Genomic DNA, 19,295 nt, shown 5'->3' on the forward strand with positions numbered 1-19,295 from the left:
GACGGTACGAATCGCGGCACGTCGTACAGCTGTCCGTGAACTGCGTCAACGCGGCCGACGGCTGGCACCACGCATCACATGCTACCTGCAGCTCTCGCTATAAGAGGAAGTTAAACGCTTCATTGAGCAACTGCCTCAACAGACGGGGGCACAGCAAACGTACTATGCGCGCTGCTGCTGGCTGACGACGCTTTTCTACAAGGCCTGCGCATCCGCGGTCGCTGGCGCAGCAATGGGCAACTTCTCGCGGCGTCTGAGCGTGCAGGGGCACGACCAATGGTGGCTCGAGATCGTCGGCAAAGGAAAACGCGCGCGGATTGTGCCGGCGTCGCCGGAGTTGACCGCCGAGCTGGCTCGCTATCGTCAAGCGTGTGGCCGGCCCCCGCTGACCGACCGGACCGAAACCACGCCGCTAATCATGCCTTTTAAAGACCAACGTCGCTGTCTATCGCGCTCGGCCCTCCAAGACGCGATCAAGGATATATTTAGCCGTACCGCGACGTGGCTGTGTGCGCGGCTCGAGTTCACCGACCGCGCCGATGAATTGGACCGTGCGTCGGCGCACTGGCTGACGCATACCACCAGGTCACGCCAGCCGACGGCGGCCTCGATCTGCGCACGGTACGCGACAATCTGGGTCAGATGTCGCAGACCACTACGAGCCGATACCTGCTTCAGGAAGAGAACACGCAGTACCGTGAAAGCGTCAAATACCTCAGTTGAGCGGATGTTGGGCGTGGAATAACGTAATCTCTAGATCACTTCTCGCCAACCATAGTTCGCACAAAAACGCACAGCGCCGTACAGCACTCATCGCTCTGGCAGAACGTCGCTGCGACGTCCTATTCGCCGGGCTACACAATGGCAACTTTTACCAACTAAGTCAGCCTCTAATGTTTGACGAAAAACAACATAGGGGCACACCACGTGTGACAATATGGCACGTGCGCCTGACGGCTTGTCCGACACCTCGCTTCGGTTACACGTCACGCTTGGCTTTCACGATGCTCAGCGCGGACGCGATCATTGTGCTCATATCAGCCAGATTGGCCGGGACAATCAGTGTATTGCCTTGCTTGGCCAGGTTGCCAAATGCACTGACATACTGTTCGGCAACTTTCAGGTTCACCGCGTCCATGCCGCCACGTGACTGAATGGCGTCGGCGATTTTCTGGATCGCCTGCGCATTGGCCTCGGCCACCGCGAGAATGGCGGCAGCCTGTCCCTGGGCTTGGTTGATCGCGGCCTGTTTCTCTCCTTCGGATTGCTGGATCGCCGCCTCGCGCGCGCCAGACGCCAAGTTGATCTGCTCCTGCTTGCGGCCTTCGGACGCTGCGATCAGCGCTCGCTTCTCGCGCTCGGCCGTAATCTGCGCCTGCATCGCACGCAGGATTTCATTGGGTGGCGTCAGATCCTTGATTTCGTAGCGCAGCACCTTCACGCCCCAGTTCGCTGCCGCATCGTCGAGCGCGGACACGATGCTGTGGTTGATCAAATCGCGTTCCTCGAACGTCTTGTCCAGTTCCATCTTGCCAATGACCGAGCGCAACGTCGTCTGCGCAAGCTGCGTGATCGCCATCACGTAGTTCGCCGAACCGTACGAGGCCTTCATCGGATCGGTAACCTGAAAGTACAGTACGCCATCGACCTGCAGTTGCGTGTTGTCGCGCGTGATGCAGACCTGCGACGGCACGTCGAGCGGGATCTCCTTCAGCGAATGCTTGTACGCGACGCGATCGACGAATGGCAGCACGATGTTTAGGCCCGGCGTCAGCGTCGCATGATAGCGGCCGAGCCTCTCGAGCACCCACGCATGCTGCTGAGGTGTGATCTTCACGCATTGCGTCGCGATCACCACCACGACAACGAACAAAACCAGTGCGACAATCGAAAGTTCCATGACGTAGTATCCCTTCAGACTGTGGAAGAAGAGCGAGCGGCCGGGCGAGCGGCGACGATGAGCCGGTTGTCGCGCACCTGGCGAATCAAATACCAGTGCGCATGCTCGCTCTCGCCGGGCTGAAGCTCGACATCCCACTGTGCACCGCGATAGTTGATGCGTGCCCGGCCGTTATCCCAATGTTCGACGCGCACCGTCTGACCAATGTCTAGCAGCACATCGGCGTCCCGCGTGGCGTCCCGCACGTCGCGGCGCTGCCGACGACCATAGCGGGAACGCCGCAGCGCCGTCACGGCGGCCAGCGCGACCAGGGCGGCCAGCGCAAGCTGCGCAGCCACCGGCATGCCGAGTCCATGCGCGACACCGCCCGCCGCGCAACCCAGCGCAATCATCAATAGATAGAACGTGCCGGTCGTCAGCTCGACCACCAATAACGCACCGGTCGCGATCCACCAGATAAGTCCCGAACCCGCCATCGCGATCCCCTGAATAAAAAAACACCCCGGTGCCGTCACCGAGGTGTCTTATAGCACGAAGCTGGCTCGCGCTGCGAGCCGATCGCGCGTCAGCGCGCGGTTTCTGGCGGCCGGCGTATCGTCCGGCCCGCCGGCAGACGCGGCGTCATGCCGCCTTCGCGTCGTCCGTCTGCGCGTCGTTCGCCTGCGCGAGCGCCTGCCACGTCTCAATCACCGTATCCGGATTCAACGAGATCGAAGCAATACCTTCCTTCGTCAACCACGCAGCAAAATCCGGATGGTCCGACGGGCCCTGGCCGCAAATGCCAACATACTTGCCCAACCGCAGACAGGTTTCGATCGCGCGCGACAGCATGAAGCGCACGGCTGGATCGCGCTCGTCGAAATCATGGGCGAGCAATTCCATGCCCGAGTCCCGGTCCAAGCCGAGCGTCAGCTGCGTCAAGTCGTTCGAGCCAATTGAGAAGCCGTCGAAATACGCGAGGAACTGCTCGGCCAGGATCGCATTGGACGGCACCTCGCACATCATGATCAGCCGCAGGCCGTTGTCGCCGCGCTTGAGCCCGAATTGGGCGAGCAGCTCGACTACCCGCTGGGCCTGTCCCAGCGTGCGCACGAACGGCACCATGATTTCGACGTTGGTCAGGCCCATCTCGTCGCGCACGCGCTTGAGCGCACGGCACTCCATTTCGAACGCGGCCGCGAAATCGTCGGCGATGTAGCGCGACGCGCCCCGAAAGCCGAGCATCGGGTTTTCCTCGTCCGGCTCATAGCGCGAACCGCCGATCAGCTTCTTGTACTCGTTCGACTTGAAGTCCGACAGCCGCACGATCACCGGCTTCGGATAGAACGCCGCGGCGATCGTCGCCACGCCCTCGGTCAGCTTGTCAACATAGAACGCACGTGGCGACGCGTGACCGCGCGCTACGCTCTCAACGGCTTTCTTCAAATCCTGGGCGACATTCGGATATTCGAGGATCGCCTTCGGATGCACGCCGATATTGTTGTTGATGATGAATTCGAGCCGCGCCAGCCCGACGCCGGCGTTCGGCAACTGCGCGAAGTCAAACGCGAGTTGCGGGTTGCCCACGTTCATCATGATCTTGACCGGGATCTTCGGCAACTCGCCGCGCTGCACTTCGGTCACCTCTGTCTCAAGCAGGCCGTCGTAGATCTTGCCCTCGTCGCCTTCCGCGCACGATACCGTCACCAGTGCACCGTCCTTCAGCACATCAGTCGCGTCACCGCAGCCGACCACGGCCGGCACGCCGAGTTCGCGTGCGATGATCGCCGCGTGGCAGGTACGCCCCCCCCGGTTCGTGACGATCGCCGACGCGCGTTTCATCACCGGCTCCCAGTTCGGATCGGTCATGTCCGCCACCAGCACGTCACCCGGCTGCACGCGCTCCATCTCGGAAGGATCGTGGATCACGCGCACCGGACCGGCGCCAATCTTCTGACCGATCGCCCGGCCGGTCGCGAGCACCTGCGACTGGCCCTTCAGCTTGAAGCGCTGCTCGATCTTGCCGGCCGCCTGGCTCTTCACCGTCTCAGGGCGCGCCTGCAGGATGAACAACGTGCCATCGCGACCGTCCTTACCCCACTCGATGTCCATCGGACGCTGGTAATGGTTCTCGATAATCACCGCATACTTGGCGAGCTGGATCACATCCTCGTCGGTGATCGAATAGCGGTTGCGCTGCTCCGCCGGCACGTCAACCGTCTTCACGCGGCCCGGCTCGCCCGGCTGCGTGAACTCCATCTTGATCAGCTTGGAGCCAATCGAGCGACGGATGATCGGATACCGTCCCTGCGCGAGCGTCGTCTTGAATACGTAGAACTCGTCCGGGTTCACCGCGCCCTGCACCACGGTCTCGCCCAGTCCGTAGCTAGCGGTGATGAACACAGCGTCGCGAAAGCCCGATTCGGTGTCCAGCGTGAACATCACGCCGGCCGCGCCAACGTCCGAGCGCACCATTCGCTGCACGCCGGCGGACAACGCCACCTCGGCGTGTGTGAAACCCTTGTGCACGCGATACGAAATCGCGCGGTCGTTATACAGCGACGCAAACACGTGCTTGATGCGATCCAGCACGTCGTCGATGCCCACGACGTTCAGATACGACTCCTGCTGGCCGGCAAACGACGCATCAGGCAAGTCCTCGGCCGTGGCCGACGAGCGCACCGCAAACGATAGTTCCTGGGGCGAGGACGCCTGCAGCTTGTCGAACTGCTCGCGGATCTCCGCATCCAGGCGCGGTTGCAGCGGCGCGTCGACGATCCACTGGCGGATTTCCTTGCCGGCCTCGGCCAGCGCCTTCACGTCGTCGACATCGAGCGTCTCAAGGCGCTTGGCGATCCGTTCGGTCAAATCATTGTAAGCAAGGAATTCGCGGAACGCGTGCGCAGTCGTCGCGAAACCGGTCGGTACGCGAACGCCTGCCGCAGCCAGTTGGCTGATCATCTCGCCCAGCGATGCATTTTTTCCGCCGACCGAGTCGACATCTGTCATTCGTAGTGCTTCGAACGGTAAGACGTATGCTCCGTTATGTGCGGTGTTAGACATGAAAGCCCCTAAGTGGTAAAAAATTTCCGGCATGCGCGAGTGGGCCCCGTGCGCGCAGCTCCACTGGAAGTCGCCACGCACCTCGCGCAACCTGTTTGACAAGCCATCGCGAGTGCCGCGAGGATCGCTTCGTCCTGTGCCGGGGGACCCTGCGCCCACCGCGCGACACCTCGTCCATCCGCCGGCGGTCTGCAAGGCCTTATGGAACAAAGCTTGCCGCCGGTTTCGCGGACACCGCCTGCAATTGCTTGTCAAACAGGTTGCCGCTATTCTACCGTGCTACTCTGCAAAAAACCCCAGAATCCCCGCTCAGGCCCTTTGACCAACGGAAATCCGGGCCTGCCTCGCGGCGCTCTACTTGACAAGCATCATGCCTGCACCGACTGTATTCATCGTCTCCGATGGCACCGGCATCACCGCGGAAACCTTCGCGCACTCGATCCTGTCCCAGTTCGACCAAAAATTCCGCCTTGTGCGCGTGCCATTCATTGACTCGTCGGAGAAGGCTTACGCAACGGTCCAGAAAATCAATGAGGCGGCCACGCTGGACGGCCGCCGCCCGGTCGTCTTTACGACGCTCGTCGATAGCCATTCAAACGAGATCGTCAAACGCTCGAACGCGCTGGTCATGGATATGTTCCAGACCTTCATCGAGCCGCTAGAACAGGAATTGCAAACGCAATCGACCCACGCGATCGGCCGTGGCCACCAAGCCGCCGATACCGAGGAGTACAAGAACCGGATCGAGGCGATCAATTTCTCGCTTGCGCATGACGATGGCCAGAGCAACCGCAACCTGCAGGATGCGGATGTGATTCTGGTCGGCGTGTCGCGCAGCGGCAAAACGCCCACCAGCCTCTATCTAGCGATGCAGTACGGTGTGAAGGCGGCCAATTACCCGTTGATCCCGGAAGACTTCGAGCGCGGCAAGCTGCCGACACCGTTGTATGCCCATCGCAACAAGATCTTCGGGCTGTCGATCGATCCGCAGCGACTCGCCGAGATCCGCAACGAACGCCGCCCAGGCAGCAAGTATGCTGCGCCGGAGAACTGCCGCTACGAGGTCAATGAAGCCGAGGCGCTGATGCGTCGCGAAGGCATTAAATGGCTGTCGTCGACGCACAAATCAATCGAGGAAATCGCGACGACGATCCTGCAGGAAATCAAGCTCGAGCGGCAATCGTACTGAGCGCGCGCTGCTACGCGACGCGCCGTTGCCGGCATTGCTCGAAAAAGCACACGGCAGCAGCGGCGGCGACGTTCAACGACTCCATGCCGCCGGGCTGCGGAATGGTCACACGCCGGTTCACCGCGGCGCGCCACTCGGCCGACACACCGGCGCCCTCGTTGCCGAACACCCACGCAAGCGGCCCGCTCAGGTCGACATCGTACAGCAGCTGTGCGCCATGCGAATCGGTGACAAACACCGGCACCGCGAGCCGTGCCAGCAAGTCAGCGGCCCCCACCTGCTCGTGCACGCGCAGCAGGAATTGCGCGCCCATGCCAGCGCGTAATACCTTGGGCGACCACGCGTGCGCCGTGCCAGGCGAGCAAAACACATCGCCGATCCCGGCCGCAGCGGCGCTGCGCAGGATCGAGCCGACATTGCCGGCGTCCTGCACGCCGTCGAGCACCACGCAAGTGGCCTCGACGCGTTCGGGCAGCGGCCGTGGCCGCACGTCTACCACGAATGCAATGCCAATCCCGTTCACGAGCGTCGACAACTGCGAGAACAGCGCGTCGCTAAACAGCACGACCCGCGATGGATCGAGCCGCGCGACGATCTGCGCGGTCTGCACCTGCGCCAGCGCCGCCTCGGTCAGCACGCAATGCGCCGGCTGGCCGAGCGCATCGAGATAAGCTTCGGCCAAGTGCAGGCCTTCGAGCAGTGCCTGACCGCGCTTTTTCTGTTGTGCAAGGATTGTCAGCGCCTTTAGGTGCTTGAACAGCGGATTGTCCCGCGATGTGATGGTTTTCATCGGTTCAGCCGGCGGGCAGCGTCGCACAGCTCAGCATGGCGGCGCGTCGTCAGCCAAACGACTGTCGTCGCGCCGCCCATTGTCCCACGCGGCTGGCTGCGCGCTCGTATCCGCTGCAGCGTCGCTGGCGCTGGCGCGCACCGGTGGCACGTCCACCACGCTCGCAGGCATCGCACCCAACCCGAGGCTCAGATAGGCGTTGCGCACCGGCGCAAACGAGCGCCGGTGGTGCACACACGGCCCATGGGTACGCAGCGCAGCTAGGTGCCGCGGCGTGCCATAGCCCACATGCGCGTCAAATCCATAATGTGGAAACTCGTCATGCAACGCATGCATCATCCGGTCCCGCGTGACCTTCGCCAGAATCGACGCGGCAGAGATCGACGGCACCAGTGCATCGCCACCAATCACCGCCTCAGATCGCACTGACAGCACCGGGCAGCGGTTGCCATCGACCTTGACCAGCGCAGGCGTGAGCGCAAGGCCCTGCACCGCACGCTGCATCGCCAGCATCGTCGCGTGCAGGATATTGAGCGTATCGATTTCGTCGACGCTTGCCGACGCGACGCAATAGGCCAGTGAGCGTTCAATAATTCGGTCGAACAGCTTTTCGCGCGTCGCCGGACTCAGCGCCTTGGAGTCATCGAGCCCGCGAATGCGAGGTGCGGCGGGATTGAGAATCACCGCAGCGGCCACCACCGGACCCGCCAACGGCCCGCGCCCCGCTTCATCGACGCCGCAAACGAGGTCGGCCGGATCGTCGAAGTCCAGCCCGCGCTGCGCAACAGCAGGCGCGCCACCGCAGCCAGGCGCACGCATACGGCGTCCGGTCATCGAGGCCTCCTGCCCGACAGGCCCGAGTCGATGACGTCAACGACCACTTCCGCGGCACGCTCGGCGGTGTTGCAGCGCAATCGTTCGTGCATCTCGGTGAACAGTTCAACCAGCGTGCGACGGTTCGCCTCATCGTTCAGTTGCAGCAGCGTCGCATCGGCAAGCGCCTCCGGCGTCGCGAAATGCTGCAGGATCTCGGGCACAACGAACCGGCCGGCCAGGATGTTCGGCAAACCGACGTACGGCAGATAGCCTTGCCGCTGCATAATCTGCCCGGTTAACCATGGCACCTTGTAAGAGATCACCATCGGCTTTTTCAGCAATGCGGCTTCCAGCGTCACGGTGCCGCTCTTGACCAGCACCGCGTCGGCCGCCGTCATCGCCAACTGGGCGTTGCCTTCAGTCAGCGTCAGCGGCAATGTCGGGTAGTGGTCCGCGAGCGGCTGCAGCAGCGCGCGGATGGACGCGTTCGGCGCGGGCACGATAAAGCGCAACGATGGCTCGCGCTTGTGCATCAGGTCCATCGTCGCAAAAAACGTCGGGCCGATCAACTCGATCTCGGAACGGCGGCTGCCCGGCAGCACCGCGACGACAGGTCCCTCGTGGGGCAAGCCACTCGCGCGCCGCGCGCTCAGGCGGTCCGGCTGCAGCGGAATCGCGTCAGCCAGCGGATGACCGACATACGTGGACGCCACGCCGGCCTTGTCCAAAATCGCCGTTTCAAACGGAAACACGCACAGCATGTGGTCGACCGCCTTGACGATTTTCTTGATGCGCCCGCCCCGCCACGCCCAGATTGACGGGCAAACAAAGTGGATCGTCGGAATACCCGCATGCCGTAGCGCCTCCTCAAGCGAGAAGTTGAAATCCGGCGCATCGACGCCGATGAACGCGCTTGGCGGCTCGGCCAACAGCTGCCGCTTCAATTCACCGCGGATGCGCAGGATTTCCGGGATATGGCGCAGTGCCTCGACATACCCGCGCACCGACAACTTGTCCATCGGCCAGTGCGCGTCGAATCCGTGCGCGGCCATCCGCGGGCCACCAATCCCATAGTATTGGGTGCCTGCCGGAAGACGCGCGGCGAGCCCGTCGAGCAACGACGCCGCCAACAGGTCGCCGGACGGCTCACCCGCCACCATCGCGAGCTTGACAGGACTCGAATGTAACGTCATCGTCGATGCATCAGCGAATGATGCCGCGCTTGGCGGTCTCGATAAAGCGCAGGAACGTCGTGACCGGCTCATCGCCGTCGCCGCCCTGCCCCGCCAACTCACGCAACTGCACTTTCGCCTCGTCTAACGATAAGCCGTTTTTATAAAGGGTGCGGTACGCGGCCCGCAACGCAGAAATCGCATCGGCGGTGAAGCCGCGACGGCGCAGCCCCTCGATGTTGATGCCGTGCGGCTGGGCCTTTTCACCCGCCGCAATCACATAGGGCGGCAAGTCTTGCACTAACGCCGATGCACCACCGAGAAACGCGTGTTCGCCGATGCGCACGAACTGATGCACACCGGACATGCCGCCAAGGATCGCCCAATCACCGACGTCGACGTGCCCGGCAATTTGCGCATTGCTCGAAAATACCGTATGGTTGCCGACCCGACAGTCGTGAGCAATATGCACGTACGCCATGATCCAGTTATCGTCGCCGATACGGGTGACGCCGTTGTCCTGCGCGGTACCGGTGTGAATCGTCGTGAATTCGCGAATCGTGTTGCGATCGCCTATCTCGAGCCGCGTCGGCTCGCCGGCGTACTTCATGTCCTGCGGCGCACCGCCGAGCGCCGCAAAATGGCCGATCCGGTTGTCTTCGCCGATTGTCGTATGGCCTTCGATGACCGTGTGTGAACCGACCATCGTGCGCGCACCGATGCGCACGTGTGCGCCGATAACCGCGTACGGGCCGATCTGGACGGCGTCGTCCAGGCTCGCACCCGCTTCGATGATCGCGGTGGGATGAATACAAGTCATACCTTCGCCCTTGCTTCGTTTTGCGTTACGAGAACGCCAGCACTCAGGCGGCGGATTCCGTCTGCTTGACCGTGCACATCAGATCAGCCTCGGCCGCCAACGTCCCTTCGACCTCGGCGCGCGCCTTGAATTTCCAGATACCCCGCATGTACCGTTCGAACGACACGTTCAGTATCAGCTGGTCGCCTGGCTCCACGACACGCTTGAAGCGCGCGCCATCGATGCCGACGAAGTAATACAGTGTATTGTCCGAATCGTGCGGCTCCTCGGCAAACGTGAGCAGCGCCGCTGCCTGCGCCAGCGCCTCGAGGATCAGCACGCCGGGCATCACCGGCCGCGTCGGAAAATGACCGGTGAAATACGGTTCGTTGACCGTCACGTTCTTCAGTGCCTTAATGCGCTTGTGCGGTTCGAGTTCCAGCACACGGTCAACGAGCAGGATCGGATAGCGATGCGGCAGCAGCGTGAGAATCTTGTGGATGTCCAGGTTTATTGCTTCAGTGCTCATGGTGTTTCGGCGCGACTAAGTCGCGCATTGCGTGCAGTGTATTACGGCTACTCGCCGGCGTCGCCGCGCGGCGCATGGCCCGCGTCAAGCGCGGCTTCGAGCGTCTTGATCCGCTCGCGCAGCTTGTCGATGTTGCGCAGCAGCGCCGCGCTCCTGTTCCAATCGCCGTGGGGCACGGCGGGAAACGCGCTCGTATAGATGCCCGGCTTGAGTAGCGATTTGGACACCCCGGATTTCGCGGTCACGATCACACGATCGGCGAGCGTGACGTGGCCGGCAATGCCGACCGCGCCGCCGATCATGCAGTGCTGACCGATCGTCGTGCTGCCAGCGATACCCGCGCAACCGGCGATTACCGTGTAGGCGCCGATCCGGCAGTTGTGCCCGATCTGCACCAAGTTGTCAATTTTCACGCCCTGTTCGATGACCGTATCGGCCATCGCGCCACGATCAATGGTCGTGTTCGCGCCGATTTCCACGTCCGGGCCGACCGTCACCGCGCCGACCTGCGGTATCTTCACCCATTCGCCGGTCTGCTCGTCACCTTCGCCGACGAAGTCCGGCGCAAAGCCGAAGCCGTCCGCGCCGATCACCGCACCTGAATGCACGATCACGCGCTCGCCGAGCTGACAGCCATGGTACACGGTCACGTTCGGATACAGACGCGAATCGTCGCCGATCACCGCACCATGGCCGACAAAAGCATGCGCGTCGATGCGCACGCGCTCGCCGATTACCGCGCCTGCCTCGATCGTCACATGGGGGCCGATTGTCGCGCTGGCCGCCACCTTCGCAGCGGGGTCCACCACCGCGCCGGGATGAATGCCGGCCGGCGCGGCCGGCAGCGCCGCCGCTGCAAACTGTTGTGCAACGCGCGCAAAATAAGCGTATGGGTTCGGTGTCACGACGAAGGCTGGCCCAGGCGCGGCGCCGGTCACGTCATGCTCGGCTTGCAGCTTGTCCAGGTCCGGCTGGCTGATCAATACCGCCGCCGCACGCGTCGAGCCGGCCTGCGACAAATACTTCGGATTGGCAACGAAGGCAAGCTGGCCGGGGCCCGCGCTGTCCAACGGCGCGAGACCCGCGATCATGCGGCCCGCGTCGCCCACGACTGTGCCGCCGTAGCGTTGCGTCAACTGGGTTAGCGTCATCGACATGCGCGACGATACCCCAGTCAATTCGACGTGCCGTTGGCGAGCGCCTTCAGCACCTGGTCTGTGATGTTGATGCGCGGACTCACGTAGACCGCCTCCTGCACCACCAGATCATAGCGCTGCTGCTCGGCGATCTGCCGGATCGCCTTGTTGGCCCGGTCCAGCACGCCAGCCAGCTCCTCGTTGCGACGCTGGTTCAGGTCCTCGCGAAACTCGCGCTGCTTGCGTTGGAAGTCCGTATCGAGCTGGGCGAGGTCGCGTTGCCGCTGCTGCCGCTCGGACGGGGACATCGACGCACCATTTTTATCCAGGTTGTCGGACATCGCTTTGAGCTTTTGCGCCATCTCCTGCAGGCCGCGGTCTCGCTTGGAGAACTCCTGCTCAAGCTTAGACTGCGCGGACTTGGCCGGCGCCGACTCGCGCAGGATGCGGTCCGAATCGACCGCCGCGATGCGTGCCTCTTGCGCGTAGGCGGCCACTGCGGCGCCACCGGCGGACATCGCAAGCACGCCCATTGCGATATAGCGGGAAAATCGTCTGGTCAGCAAAGTCACCTCTTAAGCCGATGGATGTTTGTCAGAATGCAGTACCGATCTGGAACTGGAATTTCTGGTATTGATCGCCGTCATGCTTAGCCAGCGGGAAGCCCAAGCTCAGCTTCAATGGACCAATCGGCGAGATCCACGCCAAGCCCAAGCCGTAGCCATAGCGCAAGCCGTTCGCGCCGATACTGTTGCCTTCTGTCCCCCATACGTTACCGCCGTCGAGGAACGTGAACACGCGCAAGGTTCGATCATAGCCCGTCCCGGGCAGCGGGAACGTCAACTCGACGTTGCCCACGATCATTTTCGAGCCGCCGATCGGATCGTTTGTCGCCTTGTCGCGCGGACCCAGCGAACTCGGCTCGTAGCCACGTACTGACCCGATACCGCCGGCGAAGTAGTTCTTGAAAATCGGGTACGGCTTGCCGCCGAGCCCGTTGCCATAGCCACCTTGCAGGTTCAGGCCCAGCACGAAGCCGCGGGCAAACGAATAATAGTATTGCGCCTGCAGATCAGCCTTATAGTACTGCGCCTTGCCGATCGGCGTGCCGTATTCGGCGTTCGCCTGTGTGTAGTAGCCGCGGCTGGGCACCAGCGCGCTGTCGCGCGCGTCGCGCGACCAACCGATGGTGACGGGCACGTTATTTGACACGCGACCGAACTGGTTCACGTAATCGATGTAGCTCCGCGGCGTCGCCGAGTCGATGTCTAGACGGTTCTGCTCGACACCGGCACCGAAATACACGGTGTCGGCTTCCGAGAACGGAATGCCGAACTTCAGGTCGCCGCCCGCGGTGATGATCCGGAAACTCGAATTGGTCGAGTAATACAGCGGCTGGTACGTGCGATAGTAGACGTCGGTGATCCGCTTGATGCCGTCGATCGTGAAGTACGGATCGACCTGCGTGACGGCCAGCGTGCGGTACGTACGAGCGGTGTTGACGTTCACCGACAGGCTCGTGCCGGAGCCGAACACGTTGTCCTGCGACACGCCGGCCGATAGCACGACCTTGTCGGTTGACGAGAAGCCTGCGCCAAGCGTGATCGCGCCGGTCGGCTTCTCGGTCACCTTCACGTCGACATCGACCTGGTCGTTCGTGCCCTCCACCGGCGCCGTCGTCACGTCCACATCAGTGAAGTAGCCCAGCCGGTTGACCCGATCCTTCGACAGCGCAAGTCGGTGGCTGTCGAACCACGAACTCTCGAATTGCCGCATCTCGCGGCGGATCACTTCGTCGCGCGTCTTATTGTTGCCCGTGATGTTCACGCGGCGCACGTAAACGCGCCGGCTCGGATCGACCTGCAAAATCAAGTTGACGGTATGGTGCTCCTGATCGATGTCGGGCTGCGCGTTCACACTGGCGAACGCGTAGCCATACTCACCGAGCTTGTCGACGATTGCCTTGGTGGACGCCTGCAGCTTTTCTGCGGAGAATCGCTCGCCCGGCTTCAACTGCACAAGCTTCGCGAGTTCGGCCTCCTTGTCGAGCAAGTTGCCAGCGAGCTTGATGCTCGATACCTTGTACGGCTCGCCCTCATGCAGCGTGACCGTCAGATACATATCTTTTTTGTCCGGCGAGATCGATACCTGCGTCGAGTCGATATTGAACTCGAGATAACCGCGGTTCAGGTAGTACGAGCGGATGTTCTCCAGGTCACCGGTCAACTTTTCTTTCGAATACAAGTCGGCCTTCGTGTACCACGAAAACCAGTTCGGTGTGGACAACTGCATCTCGTCACGCAATGTGCTGGTCGAGAACGCCTTGTTGCCGATGAAATTGATCTGGCGGATCTTCGCGCTTGGCCCCTCGACAACCGAGAGCAGGATCGACACGCGATTGCGGTCGATCGGCGTGACCGTCGTCTTCACCTCCGCTGCGTAGTAGCCGCGCGTCAGGTATTGCCGTTTCAGTTCCTGCTCGGCTTTGTCAACCAGCGCCTTGTCGTAGTAGCGCCCATTGGACAGGCCGACCGCGCGCAGCGCCTTAGTCAGGTTTTCCTTGTCAAACTCGTGGATGCCGGCGAAGTCGACCGAGCCGATGGCCGGACGCTCCTGCACGTTGACCACCACGACGTCGTTTTGCGCCAAAACCTTGACGTCACTGAAGAAGCCGGTCGCATACAATGCACGAATGGCTTCCGAACCCTTGTCGTCGGTGAACGTATCGCCTTGCTTGACCGGCAAGTAGGCAAACACGGTGCCCGGCTCTACCCGCTGCAGTCCTTCGAGGCGGATGTCCTTGACGACAAACGGCACCGTAGCATGCGCAACTATCCCGTATGCCGCGAACAACGCAGCTGCAACCGTCTTAGGAACAAAGCGGTGATGTTTGAACAACTTGCTTCCCCAATGTTTTTGCTGTTGCAATGCATACCGCGCCACCCGCGCGTACATGGCATCGACTTAGAAATGAATCAGACGTGACAAATCGTTAAACAGCGCGATCGCAGACAATGCAACGATGCACACGAGACCTGCCCTTTGTAAAATGAGTTGCCAGCGCTCCGAAACAGCCTTGCCCGTCACGGCTTCAACCAAATAATATAACAGATGCCCCCCGTCCAATACCGGAATTGGCAACAGATTCAGCACGCCGAGGCTGATGCTGACCAGTGCCAGAAACGACGCAAACGAGGCCGCGCCCAGTTGCGCGCTCTTGCTCGCGTAATCAGCGATCGTGACCGGTCCGGATAAGTTCTTCAGCGAAGCTTGGCCGCTAAGCATTCGCCAGAACATGCGCACTGAATAGGTCGAGATATCCCACGTGCGCCGCGCCCCCAGCTGCAGGCTTTCCGTTAAGCCGTATTCCACGTCCACGGTCTGCACCTGCGTAGCCATCGCCGCACCGATGCGGCCGACCGTATTGCCGCCCGCCGCATCAAGCCGTTTGTCGGGCACAATGTCGATGTCGCGGCGCGCGCCGTCGCGCTCGACCGTGATCGTCAAATGCTTGAGCGCGTGGGCCTGGATCGTCGCAATGAACGCATGAGCGCCCTGCACAGCTTTACCGTCGAGCGCGACGACCACATCGCCCGTAGCCAGCCCCGCGCGCTGCGCCGCACTGCCCGGCTCCACACTAGCCACCCGCAATTTACCGCCCGGCTCGAAGCCTAGGCGCTCGATAACATCCTCGTCCTGCTCCGGGCGCGCTGCCCGCGATAAATCGACTGAGTAATCGAGCGTATCGTTACCCACCTTGGCCAATAGCACGATGTTGCGCTGGTCGAACTGCGCATCGAGCAGCTTCCAGCGTAAATCGCTCCAGGAGCGCACCGACTCGGTGGTCCCGTCCGGCGCCCGCACCGCCACCACAGTCTCGCCGCCAACGAAGCCGGCTCGTTGCGCGACCGAACCGGCAGTGGGTGCCGCCAGCATGGCCACCGGCTCATCGACGCCACCCGCGTAGACGCCCGCCAGCAGTACGATAGCCAGCAGGAAATTGGCGAGCGGTCCGCCGGCGACGATGGCAAAGCGCCAGCCGACGGGCTTGCGGTTGAATGCGTGTGGCAGATCCTGCGCAGCGATGGGCGTATCGGTATCGCGCTCGTCGAGCATCTTCACATAGCCACCGAGCGGCAGCGCACAAAGCGTCCACTCGGTGCCGGTGACCGGGCTGGTCCGGCGCAGCAGCGGCCGGCCGAAGCCGACGGAAAAGCGCAACACTTTGACGCCGGCGGCGCGCGCGATCAGGTAATGGCCAAATTCATGTACGACGACCAGAATGCCGATCGCCACCATGAACGAAACCAGTTGAATCAGCAAACTCATGCGATCCTCGCTGCAATATGCCACACGTCACGGCCTACCGAATGAACACGCGTGTCAGCCAAGCTGGCTGGCCACCGCAACGCCGCGCACGCCAGCCTGGCCATGCGTACGGTAGCGAGCCAGCGCCTTTTGCGCCGCACGGCGCGCCTGCGCATCGACGTCAAGCACTGCGTCCAGCGTCGTGGCGACATCGGCCTGGACTTGTTCGAGCACGTCGCCAACGACTGCCGCGATCGCGGTAAATCCGATGTGTCGCGCAAGAAACGCTTCGACCGCGACCTCGTTCGCCGCGTTCAATACCGTGCTCGCCGAGCCGCCGTCGCGCAATGCCTGCATCGCGAGCGCCAGACACGGAAAGCGCTTATAGTCAGGCGGCTCGAATGTCAGCGTCGCCACCTGCGCCAGATCAAGCTGTTCAACGCCTGACACGATTCGCGTCGGAAACGCCAGCGCATGAGCGATCGGCGTGCGCATATCGGGATTGCCCAGTTGCGCGAGTGTCGAGCCGTCCGCATATGACACCAGCGAATGGATCACGCTTTGCGGATGGATCAACACGTCAATCTGCTCGGGCCGCAGATCGAACAGCCAGCGCGCCTCAATCACCTCGAGGCCCTTGTTCATCATCGTGGCTGAATCGACCGAGATCTTGCGCCCCATGACCCAGTTCGGATGCTTGCACGCCTGCTCCGGCGTTACGTCGACCAGCGTAGCCGGTTCTCGCAACCGGAATGGACCGCCGGACGCGGTGAGCTGGATGCGGGTCACGGCGCCGTGCAAACTAGGCTCGCGCGGAAAGCACTGGAAAACTGCATTGTGCTCACTGTCAACGGGCAGCAGCGCGGCGCCACTGGCATAGACCGCATCCATGAACAATGCGCCGGACATCACCAGCGCCTCCTTGTTCGCGAGCAAGATCCGCTTGCCGGCACGCGCCGCCGCCAGCGTCGGCTCCAGTCCAGCCGCACCGACAATGGCAGCAACCACCGTATTGCAAGCGGCGTCCGACGCGGCGGCGGCCAGCGCGTCGCGGCCGTAGTCCACGCGCGTCGCACAGTCCGCCTCGCGCAGCCTCGCCTGCAACTGCGTGGCTGTTTGCGCATCGCCGACCACCGCGACGTGTGGCGCGAAGCGCAAGCATTGCTCAGCGAGTTTTTCCCAGTTGCGGTGCGCGGTCAACGCGTGGATCGAAAATCGATCCGGATGCCGGGCGATCACGTCCAGCGTGCTATCACCGATCGAGCCCGTCGAGCCCAGCAGGGTCACACAATGTTGCATCATCAATGATTTCAGCTCAAAAGCAGCATCGCCAGCGGCAGCACGGGCAGCAGCGCGTCAATCCGGTCCAGCACACCGCCATGGCCAGGCAGCAACTGACTCGAATCCTTCACGCCGGCCTGGCGCTTCAACAGCGACTCGAACAGGTCGCCGACGACGCTGAAGGCGACCAGCACGCTCAGCGCGAACACCGCGACCACGACGCCGAGACGCTCGACCAGCGCGCCGGCCACGCTCAGCACGCCCGGATGCGCGGCAAGCGCAAGCGCCGCGACCACGACGACCGATAGCCATCCGCCGATCACTCCTTCCCACGTCTTACCCGGACTGATCGCCGGCGCCAGCTTGTGCCGGCCAAAGCGCCTGCCCGCAAAGTATGCGCCGATATCGGCAAGCCAGACGATCAATAACAGTGATAGTACGAATATGACGCCAGTCGCGCGCGCAGCCACCAACGCATGCCAGCACGCGACGAACAACACCAGGCCGGCCACCAGCAGGAAACCACGCCACGCGCCAACGGCCAACGTCGGCTTGCGCAGCAGCGCGAATGGCGCCGCGGCAATCCAGAACACCACGGCCGCCCGCGATACCGCTTCACCGCGCGGCGCGCCCGCGAATACGTAGGCGACCAGCACCACGCCGGCTAGCGCCGCATAGACGAACGGCCAGACGCCCGGCAGCTTCAATAACTTGGCCCATTCCCACGCGGCAAACACCAGCACAAAGCCGATCAGCGCACCGAAACCACCCAACGGGGCAAACAGCGTAACTGGCAGTAAAACGGCCAGCAGGGCAATCGCCGTAACGACACGGGTTCTTAGCATGAAAGCGAATCGACGTTTTGCGACTGCCGGATGAGTTGCGCGCTGGTGCGCCCGAAGCGCCGTTCGCGCTCGCGGTACGAAGCGATCGCCTTACTCAATTGCGCATCATTAAAGTCCGGCCAGAACACGTCGGTGAAATAAAATTCGGTATAAGCCAGCTGCCACAGCAGAAAATTGCTGACGCGCTGCTCCCCGCCAGTGCGAATGAACAAGTCCGGCTCCGGCGCATACGCCATCGCCAAGTGTTGCGCGAAGCTCGCTTCATCCACATTCTGCATCGCGCCGGCATCCACGCATTGCTGCGCAATCTTGCGCGTGGCCTGCAAAATATCCCAACGGCCGCCATAATTCGCCGCGATGGTCAGCGTCAATCTGGTATTGGCTGCCGTCTTAGCTTGCGCGCGGCGCACAAGCTCCTGGATCCGGGGCTCGAACATCGACAAGTCGCCGACCACGCGCAGCCGGATGCCATTCGTATGTAGGCGCGCGATTTCACGCTCGAGCGCGCTGATGAACAGCCGCATCAAGAACGAGACCTCGTCAACCGGCCGCCGCCAGTTCTCGGAACTGAACGCAAACAGCGTCAGGAATTCGACGCCACGCGCCACACACGCCTCGACGATTGTGCGCACCGCATCGAGCCCCTTCGTATGACCCGCAACACGCGGCAGCCGCCTGCGCTGCGCCCAGCGGCCATTGCCATCCATGATGATCGCGATGTGCCGCGGCACGTCCGTGACGGTCGGGGTGCACACAGTGGAACTGGTATAGGTCATTGTCTCGTCGTTCCGCCTCGGCCAGCGACGATGCAAAGCAAGCGGCGGCGCCCAAGGCGCCGCCGTTGCGTCACACCGTCATGATTTCCGTTTCCTTAGTCTGAACCAACTTCTCGATCTCGGAGACGAACTTGTCGGTCAGCTTCTGAACTTCGTCTTGTGCCCGGCGTTCATCATCCTCAGAGATGTCCTTGTCCTTCAGCAACTTTTTCAACTGCTCGTTCGCGTCGCGGCGCAGGTTGCGCACTGCCACCTTTGCGCTTTCGCCTTCCGACTTCACGACCTTGCTCAACTCGCGGCGACGCTCTTCGGTCAGCGCTGGCATCGGCACGCGGATCAAGTCACCTTGCGTCGCTGGGTTCAGACCGAGATCCGACTCACGAATCGCTTTCTCAACGACCGCGACCATCTTCTTCTCCCACGGCTGCACGCCAATCGTGCGAGCGTCGACCAGCGTCAGGTTCGCGACCTGCGAGATCGGTACGTTTGAGCCGTAGTAGTCGACCTGGATATGGTCGAGCAAGCCTGTATGGGCGCGCCCCGTGCGGATCTTCGCCAGATCGCTCTTAAACGCTTCCAACGAGCGCTGCATCTTCTGCTCCGCGCCCTTCTTGATGTCTGCGACAGTCATTCAAACCTCCGAAACGATGTAGTCGGATGCCGGCCGGCCGCGTGAGAATGGGCCACGCCAGGCATTCGTCCCATCCTGCGA

General features: G+C 62.3%; 18 protein-coding genes. 2 read left to right on the forward strand and 16 right to left on the reverse strand.

The window, feature by feature from the left end; all coding sequences use genetic code 11:
* Window positions 1-232 precede the first annotated feature (232 nt).
* On the forward strand, window positions 233-745 hold the full coding sequence (locus RA167_RS06415) for a hypothetical protein (protein ID WP_076784914.1): 513 nt from the start codon (window positions 233-235) through the stop codon (window positions 743-745).
* 234 nt (window positions 746-979) lie between these two features.
* Here RA167_RS06415 and RA167_RS06420 read toward each other — a convergent pair whose 3' ends face one another.
* The 3 genes from RA167_RS06420 to ppsA form a co-directional block, all read right to left on the reverse strand.
* Window positions 980-1,900 (reverse strand): SPFH domain-containing protein, encoded by a 921-nt coding sequence (locus RA167_RS06420; RefSeq protein WP_076784915.1) that lies wholly within the window; start codon window positions 1,898-1,900, stop codon window positions 980-982.
* 14 nt (window positions 1,901-1,914) lie between these two features.
* On the reverse strand, window positions 1,915-2,376 hold the full coding sequence (locus RA167_RS06425) for an NfeD family protein (protein WP_076784916.1): 462 nt from the start codon (window positions 2,374-2,376) through the stop codon (window positions 1,915-1,917).
* A 145-nt stretch (window positions 2,377-2,521) separates the two neighbouring features.
* Entirely contained in the window at window positions 2,522-4,942 is a 2,421-nt protein-coding gene (gene ppsA, locus RA167_RS06430) for a phosphoenolpyruvate synthase (RefSeq protein ID WP_076784917.1), read from the reverse strand.
* Between the two features lie 370 nt (window positions 4,943-5,312).
* On the opposite strand from ppsA, the gene ppsR reads away from it, so the two are divergent.
* Window positions 5,313-6,131 (forward strand): posphoenolpyruvate synthetase regulatory kinase/phosphorylase PpsR, encoded by an 819-nt coding sequence (ppsR, locus tag RA167_RS06435; protein WP_076784918.1) that lies wholly within the window; start codon window positions 5,313-5,315, stop codon window positions 6,129-6,131.
* Between the two features lie 10 nt (window positions 6,132-6,141).
* On the opposite strand, the gene RA167_RS06440 is transcribed toward ppsR, so the two are convergent.
* The 13 genes from RA167_RS06440 to frr form a co-directional block, all read right to left on the reverse strand.
* On the reverse strand, window positions 6,142-6,921 hold the full coding sequence (locus RA167_RS06440) for a TrmH family RNA methyltransferase (RefSeq protein WP_076784919.1): 780 nt from the start codon (window positions 6,919-6,921) through the stop codon (window positions 6,142-6,144).
* Window positions 6,922-6,951: 30 nt separating this feature from the next.
* On the reverse strand, window positions 6,952-7,755 hold the full coding sequence (rnhB, locus tag RA167_RS06445) for a ribonuclease HII (protein WP_235090363.1): 804 nt from the start codon (window positions 7,753-7,755) through the stop codon (window positions 6,952-6,954).
* Entirely contained in the window at window positions 7,752-8,930 is a 1,179-nt protein-coding gene (lpxB, locus tag RA167_RS06450) for a lipid-A-disaccharide synthase (protein WP_076784920.1), read from the reverse strand. Before lpxB ends, rnhB begins: the two co-directional genes overlap by 4 nt.
* A gap of 10 nt (window positions 8,931-8,940) precedes the next feature.
* Window positions 8,941-9,729 carry an acyl-ACP--UDP-N-acetylglucosamine O-acyltransferase gene (lpxA, locus tag RA167_RS06455; protein ID WP_076784921.1) on the reverse strand — a complete coding sequence of 263 codons (789 nt, stop codon included), beginning with the start codon at window positions 9,727-9,729 and terminating at the stop codon, window positions 8,941-8,943.
* Between the two features lie 43 nt (window positions 9,730-9,772).
* On the reverse strand, window positions 9,773-10,237 hold the full coding sequence (gene fabZ, locus RA167_RS06460; RefSeq protein WP_076784922.1) for a 3-hydroxyacyl-ACP dehydratase FabZ: 465 nt from the start codon (window positions 10,235-10,237) through the stop codon (window positions 9,773-9,775).
* A 47-nt stretch (window positions 10,238-10,284) separates the two neighbouring features.
* The gene (lpxD, locus tag RA167_RS06465; protein WP_076784923.1) at window positions 10,285-11,394 is read right to left on the reverse strand and encodes a UDP-3-O-(3-hydroxymyristoyl)glucosamine N-acyltransferase; all 1,110 of its coding nucleotides are present in this window, start codon (window positions 11,392-11,394) and stop codon (window positions 10,285-10,287) included.
* 17 nt (window positions 11,395-11,411) lie between these two features.
* On the reverse strand, window positions 11,412-11,939 hold the full coding sequence (locus RA167_RS06470; protein ID WP_170872388.1) for an OmpH family outer membrane protein: 528 nt from the start codon (window positions 11,937-11,939) through the stop codon (window positions 11,412-11,414).
* 28 nt (window positions 11,940-11,967) lie between these two features.
* Window positions 11,968-14,271 (reverse strand): outer membrane protein assembly factor BamA, encoded by a 2,304-nt coding sequence (gene bamA / locus RA167_RS06475; protein WP_076787142.1) that lies wholly within the window; start codon window positions 14,269-14,271, stop codon window positions 11,968-11,970.
* 66 nt (window positions 14,272-14,337) lie between these two features.
* Window positions 14,338-15,702, reverse strand: a complete 1,365-nt coding sequence (gene rseP, locus RA167_RS06480; RefSeq protein ID WP_076784925.1) for an RIP metalloprotease RseP — start codon at window positions 15,700-15,702, stop codon at window positions 14,338-14,340.
* A 54-nt stretch (window positions 15,703-15,756) separates the two neighbouring features.
* Window positions 15,757-16,980 (reverse strand): 1-deoxy-D-xylulose-5-phosphate reductoisomerase, encoded by a 1,224-nt coding sequence (locus RA167_RS06485; RefSeq protein WP_076784926.1) that lies wholly within the window; start codon window positions 16,978-16,980, stop codon window positions 15,757-15,759.
* Between the two features lie 11 nt (window positions 16,981-16,991).
* A complete protein-coding gene (locus tag RA167_RS06490; protein WP_076784927.1) occupies window positions 16,992-17,807 on the reverse strand; it encodes a phosphatidate cytidylyltransferase in 816 nt (271 codons plus the stop codon).
* Window positions 17,801-18,583, reverse strand: coding sequence for an isoprenyl transferase (locus RA167_RS06495; protein WP_076784928.1), 783 nt, complete (start codon window positions 18,581-18,583; stop codon window positions 17,801-17,803). Before RA167_RS06495 ends, RA167_RS06490 begins: the two co-directional genes overlap by 7 nt.
* 70 nt (window positions 18,584-18,653) lie before the next feature.
* Window positions 18,654-19,214 (reverse strand): ribosome recycling factor, encoded by a 561-nt coding sequence (gene frr, locus RA167_RS06500; protein WP_076784929.1) that lies wholly within the window; start codon window positions 19,212-19,214, stop codon window positions 18,654-18,656.
* Window positions 19,215-19,295: the final 81 nt, after the last annotated feature.

This window comes from Mycetohabitans endofungorum (genome assembly GCF_037477895.1).
Taxonomy (GTDB): Bacteria; Pseudomonadota; Gammaproteobacteria; order Burkholderiales; family Burkholderiaceae; genus Mycetohabitans.

What these genes read in the sequence shown, in the direction of transcription:
- RA167_RS06415 (WP_076784914.1), top strand. Translation starts at nt 233, where the DNA reads ATGGGCAACTTCTCGCGGCGTCTGAGCGTGCAGGGGCACGACCAATGG.
- RA167_RS06420 (WP_076784915.1), bottom strand. Translation starts at nt 1,900, where the DNA reads ATGGAACTTTCGATTGTCGCACTGGTTTTGTTCGTTGTCGTGGTGGTG.
- RA167_RS06425 (WP_076784916.1), bottom strand. Translation starts at nt 2,376, where the DNA reads ATGGCGGGTTCGGGACTTATCTGGTGGATCGCGACCGGTGCGTTATTG.
- ppsA (WP_076784917.1), bottom strand. Translation starts at nt 4,942, where the DNA reads ATGTCTAACACCGCACATAACGGAGCATACGTCTTACCGTTCGAAGCA.
- ppsR (WP_076784918.1), top strand. Translation starts at nt 5,313, where the DNA reads ATGCCTGCACCGACTGTATTCATCGTCTCCGATGGCACCGGCATCACC.
- RA167_RS06440 (WP_076784919.1), bottom strand. Translation starts at nt 6,921, where the DNA reads ATGAAAACCATCACATCGCGGGACAATCCGCTGTTCAAGCACCTAAAG.
- rnhB (WP_235090363.1), bottom strand. Translation starts at nt 7,755, where the DNA reads ATGACCGGACGCCGTATGCGTGCGCCTGGCTGCGGTGGCGCGCCTGCT.
- lpxB (WP_076784920.1), bottom strand. Translation starts at nt 8,930, where the DNA reads ATGACGTTACATTCGAGTCCTGTCAAGCTCGCGATGGTGGCGGGTGAG.
- lpxA (WP_076784921.1), bottom strand. Translation starts at nt 9,729, where the DNA reads ATGACTTGTATTCATCCCACCGCGATCATCGAAGCGGGTGCGAGCCTG.
- fabZ (WP_076784922.1), bottom strand. Translation starts at nt 10,237, where the DNA reads ATGAGCACTGAAGCAATAAACCTGGACATCCACAAGATTCTCACGCTG.
- lpxD (WP_076784923.1), bottom strand. Translation starts at nt 11,394, where the DNA reads ATGTCGATGACGCTAACCCAGTTGACGCAACGCTACGGCGGCACAGTC.
- rseP (WP_076784925.1), bottom strand. Translation starts at nt 15,702, where the DNA reads ATGAGTTTGCTGATTCAACTGGTTTCGTTCATGGTGGCGATCGGCATT.
- RA167_RS06485 (WP_076784926.1), bottom strand. Translation starts at nt 16,980, where the DNA reads ATGCAACATTGTGTGACCCTGCTGGGCTCGACGGGCTCGATCGGTGAT.
- RA167_RS06490 (WP_076784927.1), bottom strand. Translation starts at nt 17,807, where the DNA reads ATGCTAAGAACCCGTGTCGTTACGGCGATTGCCCTGCTGGCCGTTTTA.
- RA167_RS06495 (WP_076784928.1), bottom strand. Translation starts at nt 18,583, where the DNA reads ATGACCTATACCAGTTCCACTGTGTGCACCCCGACCGTCACGGACGTG.
- frr (WP_076784929.1), bottom strand. Translation starts at nt 19,214, where the DNA reads ATGACTGTCGCAGACATCAAGAAGGGCGCGGAGCAGAAGATGCAGCGC.